At 70.3% G+C, this 8,495-nt stretch carries 7 protein-coding genes and 1 pseudogene; all 8 read left to right on the top strand.

The window, feature by feature from the left end; all coding sequences use genetic code 11:
- Window positions 1–1,557, top strand: a pseudogene (locus tag ABZ453_RS49440) (hypothetical protein); the annotation flags it as partial.
- 9 nt (window positions 1,558–1,566) lie between these two features.
- Window positions 1,567–1,980: a roadblock/LC7 domain-containing protein gene (locus tag ABZ453_RS49435; RefSeq protein ID WP_003973453.1), complete on the top strand. Its 414-nt coding sequence runs from the start codon at window positions 1,567–1,569 to the stop codon at window positions 1,978–1,980.
- Window positions 1,981–2,091: 111 nt separating this feature from the next.
- Window positions 2,092–2,487, top strand: coding sequence for a DUF742 domain-containing protein (locus ABZ453_RS49430; RefSeq protein WP_016432454.1), 396 nt, complete (start codon window positions 2,092–2,094; stop codon window positions 2,485–2,487).
- Window positions 2,468–3,043, top strand: a complete 576-nt coding sequence (locus tag ABZ453_RS49425) for an ATP/GTP-binding protein (protein WP_133046741.1) — start codon at window positions 2,468–2,470, stop codon at window positions 3,041–3,043. Before ABZ453_RS49430 ends, ABZ453_RS49425 begins: the two co-directional genes overlap by 20 nt.
- Before the next feature lie 387 nt (window positions 3,044–3,430).
- Window positions 3,431–6,727: a nitrate- and nitrite sensing domain-containing protein gene (locus ABZ453_RS49420; RefSeq protein ID WP_359026406.1), complete on the top strand. Its 3,297-nt coding sequence runs from the start codon at window positions 3,431–3,433 to the stop codon at window positions 6,725–6,727.
- A gap of 10 nt (window positions 6,728–6,737) precedes the next feature.
- On the top strand, window positions 6,738–7,151 hold the full coding sequence (locus tag ABZ453_RS49415; RefSeq protein ID WP_007384910.1) for a roadblock/LC7 domain-containing protein: 414 nt from the start codon (window positions 6,738–6,740) through the stop codon (window positions 7,149–7,151).
- A gap of 94 nt (window positions 7,152–7,245) precedes the next feature.
- The gene (locus ABZ453_RS49410) at window positions 7,246–7,830 is read left to right on the top strand and encodes a DUF742 domain-containing protein (protein WP_133046739.1); all 585 of its coding nucleotides are present in this window, start codon (window positions 7,246–7,248) and stop codon (window positions 7,828–7,830) included.
- The gene (locus ABZ453_RS49405) at window positions 7,811–8,392 is read left to right on the top strand and encodes an ATP/GTP-binding protein (RefSeq protein ID WP_009314218.1); all 582 of its coding nucleotides are present in this window, start codon (window positions 7,811–7,813) and stop codon (window positions 8,390–8,392) included. The genes ABZ453_RS49410 and ABZ453_RS49405 overlap by 20 nt, the downstream gene beginning before the upstream one ends.
- Window positions 8,393–8,495: the final 103 nt, after the last annotated feature.

Genomic DNA, 8,495 nt, shown 5'->3' with positions numbered 1-8,495 from the left:
GGCGGACCGGCTCTCGGGGCCGGCGGTCCCGGTGGCGGTGCCCTCGGTGCGGGCGCCGGGGCCGGTGGTGGCGGTCTGCTCGGAGCCGGTCAGGGGCCGCGCGCCGCGCTGCCGGGTGCCGGTGGCAACGGACGTCCGGGTGCGCCGGGCGGTGCGCGCGGACCGCAGTCTCCCCAGCAGGGCCGGCCGGCTCCCGCGGGCGCCGGTGCCGGGTTCGGCCAGGCGCCGGGTACGCCGCAGGGCCTGCAGGCCGCGGGAATGGGTCAGGACAGCTTCGGCGGCGCTCGTGGCGCCGTACCGCCGCAGTCCCCCGGCCCCGAGCAGCCGCAGCCGCAGGAGGGCCGCGGCCGGCGTGGGCGTCTGCCGCAGCTGCCGGGCCGCGGTGGTCCGCGGGCCGAGCTGCCGGGCGGCAACCAGCAGCGCACCCCGAGCTGGAGCGACGACAATGCCCAGCCGCCGGTGCCGCGCGCCTCGCTGGACACCCCGCGCGGGCATGACGAGACCTCCCGGATGCCGCGCGTCGACGACCGTCACGGTCCGGGCGCGACGGCGGAGATGCCGGCGATCGGCCGGTCCGACGACCGCCACGGTCCCGGCGCCACCTCGAACTTCCCGCGTCCCGATTTCGGTGCGGCCAACAACCCGCAGCACACGGGTCAGTTCGCCCGTCCGGGCGCGGACTCGCCGCAGAACACCGGGCAGTTCAACCGTCCGGGCGCCGACTCCCCGCAGAACACCGGGCAGTTCGGCCGACAGGACTTCGGAGCTCCGCAGCCCGGGTCCAACGGCTCCCAGGAGTCGGGGCAGTTCGTCCGCTCGGATGTCTTCGGCACCCCGAACGGCCGGAACACCCCGACCAACCCGGCGAACACCGGCCAGTTCGCGACCCCGTCGTTCGACAGCGGCTCGACCGGCCAGTTCCCCGCGCCGGGCTTCGACCCCAGCTCCACCGGCCAGCACTCGCTGCCGGGCCGTCCGAACCACAACGGCACGGGCCAGTTCGAGCGCCCGCAGAACGGCGGCGCCGACTTCGGTGCCCCGCGTCCGCCCGTCCCGCCACGTCCGCAGCAGCGGCCCGTCCGCCAGGAGCCCGAGGCACTGCCGCCGGCGACCGGTCCGGGCGACGGCCGCACCCCGCTGTACGACACTCTGGAGACCAACTGGTTCCACGGCGGACAGAGCGAGCGGCAGGGCCCCGGCAACGGCTCCGCCCCCCAGCAGCCGCAGTCTCCCGCGGCGGCCCCCCAGCGTTCCGCGGCCACCGGCGGCTGGCGCACCTCCCCGAACGACGATCTCGTCCGGCAGGCGGAGCGCGTACGGCAGCCGGCCGCGGGCGGCGTCACCACCTCCGGTCTGCCGCGCCGGGTGCCCCGGGCCAACCTCGTCCCGGGCACGGCTCAGCAGCAACAGCACCAAGCCGGTCCGCAGGTCTCGCGTGCGCCTGACGACGTACGCGGCCGGCTGACCAATCTCCGTCGGGGCATCGCGCAGGGTCGCCAGGCCGGTACCGGCCAGACCGGCAGTTTCCCGAGCCCCACTCACCAGCAGGAGCGATAGTTGAGCCAGATGAGCCAGGCGGCACAGAACCTCAACTGGTTGATCACCAACTTCGTGGACAACACCCCCGGTGTGTCCCACACCGTCGTCGTCTCCGCCGACGGTCTTCTTCTGGCGATGTCGGAAGGCTTTCCGCGGGACCGCGCCGACCAGCTGGCGGCCGTCGCGTCCGGACTCACCTCGCTGACCGCCGGGGCCTCCCGGATCTTCGAGGGCGGCAACGTGGCGCAGACGGTCGTGGAGATGGAACGCGGGTTTCTGTTTTTGATGTCCGTCTCGGACGGTTCGTCCCTGGCCGTGCTCGCGCACCCCGAGTGCGACATCGGCCTGGTCGGCTACGAGATGGCGCTGCTCGTCGACCGGGCAGGTGCGGTCCTCACACCGGACCTGCGGGCCGAACTACAGGGCAGTCTGCTCCACTGACCCACCCAGGATCCACCCCCCTCACCACATCACCGTCCGGCCGCCACAATCCCCCCACCGGCCCCGTCAGACGGCTTGCCCGACCGACTTGCTGTCCCGCCCGGAGGATTCATGACCCCGCCCACCGCCTCTCATGATCCGTACGCGGAGCCGTACGAGGATGAGGGCGACCAGCCGCTGGTACGTCCTTACGCGATGACCGGCGGCCGGACCCGGCCGCGCTACCAGCTCGCCATCGAGGCACTGATCAGCACCACGGCCGACCCCGCAGCACTCATGGGGCTGCTCCCGGAGCACCAGCGCATCTGCCACCTGTGCCGTGAGGTGAAGTCGGTCGCCGAGGTGTCGGCGCTCCTGGCCATGCCGCTGGGCGTGGCCCGGATTCTTGTCGCGGACCTGGCCGAGGCCGGACTCGTCGCGATCCACCAGCCCGGTGGTGACGAGACGACCGGTGCGCCGGACGTGACCCTGCTCGAAAGGGTGCTCAGTGGACTTCGCAAGCTCTGACGGAGGGCGGGCGACCACCTCCGCGAAGATCGTCGTCGCCGGTGGCTTCGGCGTCGGCAAGACCACCTTCGTGGGAGCGGTCTCCGAGATCAACCCGCTGCGCACGGAGGCCGTCATGACGTCCGCCAGCGCGGGCATCGACGACCTCACCCACACCGGGGACAAGACCACCACCACGGTGGCCATGGACTTCGGCCGTATCACGCTCGACCAGGACCTGATCCTGTACCTGTTCGGCACGCCCGGTCAGGACCGCTTCTGGTTCATGTGGGACGACCTGGTGCGCGGTGCCATCGGCGCGGTGGTGCTCGTGGACACCCGGCGCCTGGCCGACTGCTTCCCGGCGGTCGACTACTTCGAGAACAGCGGTCTGCCCTTCGTGGTCGCGCTCAACGGCTTCGACGGGCATCAGCCCTACCAGCCCGAGGAGGTGCGCGAGGCCTTGCAGATCGGCCCCGACACCCCCATCATCACGACAGACGCCCGGCACCGGGCCGATGCCAAGAGCGCGCTGATCACACTGGTCGAACACGCTCTCATGGCACGGCTGAGGTAGCCCCCAAATCCGCCATGCCATACGGCAGTTGTCGTAGACGCTCCGGAGCCGACTGTGGCCTTTGACACGGTCGGCCCCGGTGTTCATAACGTTTCGGCAGAGGAATCGGGTGGTACGGCCACGCGTGGTCGTCGTCCGGTGTCGCTGCGCACACACGGGCCCCGTCTTTTGGCGGGGCTCGCTCTTTATGACCGTTTTATCTGGGGCTTACATCACAGGGAATCCGCGCTTTCCGCTGTTTGGAAGAGCGCTGGCCCTCGTGCTGGAATGCCTGAACTGCCTATAAGTCAAAGACGTACTCAGTAGTACTGCGTACTCAATGGCGTACTGGGCTCTGAGACACTGCGGCACAACGTTGGTGCCCGCCGCCGAGAGGTTGTTGGTCGAGTGAGGCGAAGCAAGAACGGTCCCGAGCCGTCGGCGCGGGGCAACTTCACCCCGCCGCCGCGCGGAGCGGCGCCCGCCCCTGTGTCCGTACCGGAGCCTGCGGCCGCTCGCGCCTCGAGCGGCGGCCGTTTCTCCCCCCGCAACTGGCGGGTGCCCACCCGACTGAACGCGATCCTGCTCATACCCGTGGGCGTGGGTCTGGTCATGGGCGGCTTCCAGGTGAAGAACTCGATCGACACCTGGCAGGAGGCCCAGGACGCGGAGAACACCGCGCGTCTGGTCCGGGCCGCCCTGACCTACAGCAACGCGGTCACCAACGAGCGTGACGTGACCGCCGCGCCGCTGCTGCTGGGCAAGGGCCAGAAGGACCCGTCGGTCGTCGCGGCCCGCAAGGCCACGGACGACGCCGCGGACGCCTTCGACAAGGCCGCGCAGAACATGCCCGACCGGCCGGGCCTGGAGCGCCGCCTGGAGCGCTTCCGCAAGGTGGAGCCGGAACTCACCTCGCTGCGCGCCAAGGCCTACACCTCCAGCTTCAAGGGCGTGGGGACCGAAGAGGCCTACGTCAGCCTGGAGCACCCCCTTCTGGAGTTCTCCAACGAGCTCGGCCTGGGCACCGGCAACATCACCAGCTACGGCCGCTCGGTCTACGCCATCGCACTCGCCAAGGGCGCGCTCTCCCTGGAGCGCTCCATCGGCATGCACCTGCTGGTCGCGCCGGGCCCGGGCAAGGACAGCCTGGCCACGCAGCGCACCGCCATCACGTCGTACGCCTACCTGGAGGGCATCGCCATCCAGGAGTACCAGGCCGGTGGCACCGACGAGGACATCGCGAAGCTCAACAAGTCCCTGACGAAGGTGCAGAGCGACGGGGCGGCCCTGGTCAAGCAGGCCGCCGCGAAGGCCGCGGCCGAGAACAAGACCTATGTGCCGCCGCCGTCCAACCCGGTCGACATGATCACGGCGATGTCGCAGCTGCAGAGCACCGACCCGTCCGCGCGCGCCGTCCTCGCCCAGAAGGGCATCACCGCGGAGAACTGGTGGGCCGGTACCACCCTCAAGTACGAGGCGTACCGCAAGCTCGAGGAGGACAAGGCCGACACCGCGGTGAGCGAGGCCTCCGACATCGCGAGCAACGCCAAGCGTGACGCGCTGATCACCGGTGCCATCGTCATCGTGGCCCTGCTGCTCGCGTTCATCCTGGCCGGCGCGGTCGCCCGGCAGATGTCCCGCTCGATGCGCCAGCTGCGCAACGCCGCCTTCGGCATCGCCGAGCAGCGTCTGCCGATGCTGGTCGACCAGCTCTCGCGCACCGACCCCGGCCGCGTCGACACCCGGGTCGCCCCGATCCCGATCCACACCAAGGACGAGATCGGCGAGGTCGCCCGCGCCTTCGACCAGGTCCACCGCGAGGCGGTGCGACTCGCCTCCGAGCAGGCCCTGCTCCGCGGCAACATCAACGCGATCTTCACCAACCTCTCCCGGCGCAACCAGTCGCTGATCGAGGGCCAGCTGACCCTGATCACCGACCTGGAGAACAACGAGGCCGACCCGGACCAGCTGGAGAACCTCTTCCGCCTGGACCACCTCGCGACCCGTATGCGCCGCAACGGCGAGAACCTCCTGGTCCTCGCCGGCGAGGAGCCCGGCCGCCGCTGGGACCAGCCGGTCCCGCTGGTCGACGTGCTGCGCGCCGCCTCCTCCGAGGTGGAGCAGTACGAGCGCATCGAGCTGTCCGGCGTCCCGGAGGCCGAGATCCACGGCCGCGCGGTCACCGACCTCGTGCACCTGCTGGCGGAGCTGCTGGAGAACGCGACGACGTTCTCCTCCCCGCAGACCAAGGTCCGTGTCACCGCGACCCGGCTGCCCGACGGCCGCGTCATGATCGAGATCCACGACAAGGGCATCGGCCTCACCGCCGAGGACTTCGCGGACATCAACCACAAGCTCGCGAACCCGCCCACCGTGGACGCGGCTATCTCGCAGCGTATGGGCCTGTTCGTGGTCGGCCGGCTGTCCGACCGGCACGGCATCCGGGTCCAGCTGCGCCCCTCCGGCGAGCAGGCCGGCACCACCTCGCTGGTCATGCTGCCGGACGCGATCACCCACGGTGGTGGCGGCGAGCAGCAGATGAACCGCGACGAGTTCACCGTCTCGCAGATCATCCCGGAGCAGAACTTCCAGGGCGAGGACTTCAACACCGGCCTGCCGATGCGCACGGCCGCGGAGCTCGGCTTCGACGACAGCCGCTACTCCGACGTCCCCGACGACATCCGCGAGCTCGACCCGGTCGGCCGCTCGCTGATGCGCGAGGAGCGCCGGGCCGCCCTGGAGTCCCAGAACACCCAGGGCCACCCGGAGCAGGAGTCGCCGGAGACCTCGCGGTACGCGGAGGCCTTCGACGCGCCGCAGGCCTACGACAACGGCCAGGGCGGCTACCCGGAGCAGCAGCGGACCGGCACCTTCGACCCGCGCCCGGCGTACGAGGAGCAGCTGCAGTCTCCGTACGAGGAGCAGCGCACCTCGTACGAGGAGCCGGCCCAGCCGCCGTCGTACGAGGAGCCGTACTTCGCGCCGAACGGCTCGCAGCCGCAGAACGACCCGTTCTCGTCCAACGGGGGCTACCCCGAGCCGACGTATTCGGAGCCGGTCCAGGAGGAGCCCGCGGCCGCCCGCGCCGCCGCCCCGGACGCCTTCCCCGCCTTCGAGCAGCGCCGCTACCAGGACGACTGGCCGCAGCCCGACAGCTACCAGAACGGCTACCCGGACCAGTACGCTCCGGAAGCGGAACCTGCGCAGGCCACTGACGCGGGTGAGCACGAACGCGTAGGCTTCGACCGTCCGGGACCGGCCCCCTCCGCCGTCCACGAGCTGACCGACGCCGGGCTGCCTCGCCGCGGATCCTTCGCGAGCGGTACCAGCGGTTCGAACGGCACGCGGCACGTGAACCAGGAGCCGTCGGTTCCCGCTCCGGTTTCGGAGAACAATGGCGAGACCAGCAGCTGGCGTTCGGCGAACGACGAACGCTGGCAGCAGGCCGCGCAGTTGCGCAAGCCCAAGGCGGGCGGGGTCACCTCCTCCGGCCTGCCGCGACGGGTGCCCAAGGCGAACCTGATCGAGGGAGCCGCCGAGAGCACCCCTCAGGGAGGCCCGTCGGTCTCCCGCGCTCCGGAGGACGTCCGGGGCAGGCTGAGCAACCTGCGTCGGGGCGTCCAGCGCGGACGCAGCGCCGGCGCAGGCAGTGAAACGAACGGTCAGGGCTTCGGTTCTGACAGCACCTACAACCAGGAGCGTTAGTGTGAGCCCGATGAGCCAGGCGGCACAGAACCTGAACTGGTTGATCACCAACTTCGTGGACAACACCCCGGGGGTGTCCCACACGGTGGTGGTCTCCGCCGACGGACTCCTTCTGGCGATGTCCGAAGGGTTTCCGCGTGACCGAGCCGACCAGCTTGCGGCTGTCGCCTCCGGTCTGACGTCACTGACGGCGGGCGCCTCCCGGATCTTCGAGGGTGGCGCCGTGAACCAGACGGTTGTGGAGATGGAGCGGGGATTCCTGTTCATCATGTCCGTATCCGACGGTTCCTCGCTCGCGGTCCTCGCGCACCCGGAGGCGGACATCGGCCTCATTGGGTACGAGATGGCCCTTCTGGTGGACCGAGCCGGTTCGGTCCTCACACCTGATCTCCGTGCGGAGCTCCAGGGCAGCCTGCTCAACTGACAGACAGACGGTGCGTTTTGGCGTCCCGGGGCCGTAAGGTTTCGGGACGCGGCTCCACAGGGATGGGTGCCCGGCACAGTCGGAGGAGGAGAAAGTGGCAACACCCCCAGGCGGTTCGAATTCGGGCAACTGGTCGTACGGCCCTGCCCAGGGCCACGGCGACGGTGCTCAGAACCCGAACCGTTACAACTTCCCCTCCGCCCCGAGCCCGCGGCATCAGCAGCCGTACGCGCCACAGGGCCCCGGGCCGTCGCCGTACGACCAGCCGCCGGCGCCGCGTATCCAGCCCGTACAGCCGCAGCGACGCTCTCCTGAGCCGGCGCCCGCGGGGGCGTCGAACAATCCCCTGGTGCGTCCCTACGCCATGACCGGCGGCCGGACGCGCCCGCGCTACCAGCTCGCCATCGAGGCGCTGGTGCACACCACCGCGCAGCCGCACCAGATGCAGGGCCAGCTGCCCGAGCATCAGCGGATCTGCAACCTCTGCCGAGAAATCAAGTCGGTGGCGGAGATCTCCGCCCTGCTGACCATCCCTCTCGGCGTGGCCAGGATCCTCGTCGCCGACTTGGCGGAGGCGGGACTGGTCGCCATCCATCAGCCCGGCGGCGACGAGAACGCCGGCGGCCAGCCAGACGTGACACTGCTCGAAAGGGTGCTCAGTGGACTTCGCAAGCTCTAGCGGCGGTCCTTCCCGCTCCACCACCTCGGCGAAGATCGTGGTGGCGGGTGGCTTCGGCGTGGGCAAGACCACGTTCGTCGGGGCCGTTTCGGAGATCAACCCGCTGCGCACAGAGGCCGTCATGACGTCCGCTTCGGCAGGCATCGACGACCTCACCCACACCGGAGACAAGACGACCACCACGGTCGCCATGGACTTCGGCCGCATCACCCTGGACCAGGACCTGATCCTGTACCTCTTCGGTACGCCGGGTCAGGACCGCTTCTGGTTCATGTGGGACGACCTGGTCCGCGGTGCCATCGGGGCGATCGTCCTGGTGGACACCCGGCGCCTTGCCGACTGCTTCCCCGCGGTCGACTACTTCGAGAACTCCGGACTGCCTTTCGTGATTGCCCTCAACGGGTTCGACGGTCAGCAGCCGTACAACCCGGACGAGGTGCGCGAGGCGCTGCAGATCGGCCCGGACACGCCGATCATCACGACGGACGCGCGGCATCGGGCGGACGCGAAGTCCGCGCTGATCACGCTGGTCGAGCACGCGCTGATGGCTCGGCTGCGGTAACCATCCCTGTAAAGGGGGCCCCTCCCGGCCGGGAGGGGCCCCCTTTGTCTGTGCCCGATGACGTGAGCCCCGAGCACGCAGAAGGGCCCCTCCCGGCCGGGAG

The organism is Streptomyces sp. NPDC005799, from assembly GCF_040630525.1.
Taxonomy (GTDB): Bacteria; Actinomycetota; Actinomycetes; order Streptomycetales; family Streptomycetaceae; genus Streptomyces; species Streptomyces griseorubiginosus_B.
Note: the sequence above shows the minus strand (reverse complement) of the source record. Positions and strands in the feature narration are given on the sequence as shown.

Coding starts and splice junctions, on each gene's coding strand:
- ABZ453_RS49415 (WP_007384910.1), top strand. CDS start 6,738: ATGAGCCAGGCGGCACAGAACCTGAACTGGTTGATCACCAACTTCGTG.
- ABZ453_RS49430 (WP_016432454.1), top strand. CDS start 2,092: ATGACCCCGCCCACCGCCTCTCATGATCCGTACGCGGAGCCGTACGAG.
- ABZ453_RS49435 (WP_003973453.1), top strand. CDS start 1,567: ATGAGCCAGGCGGCACAGAACCTCAACTGGTTGATCACCAACTTCGTG.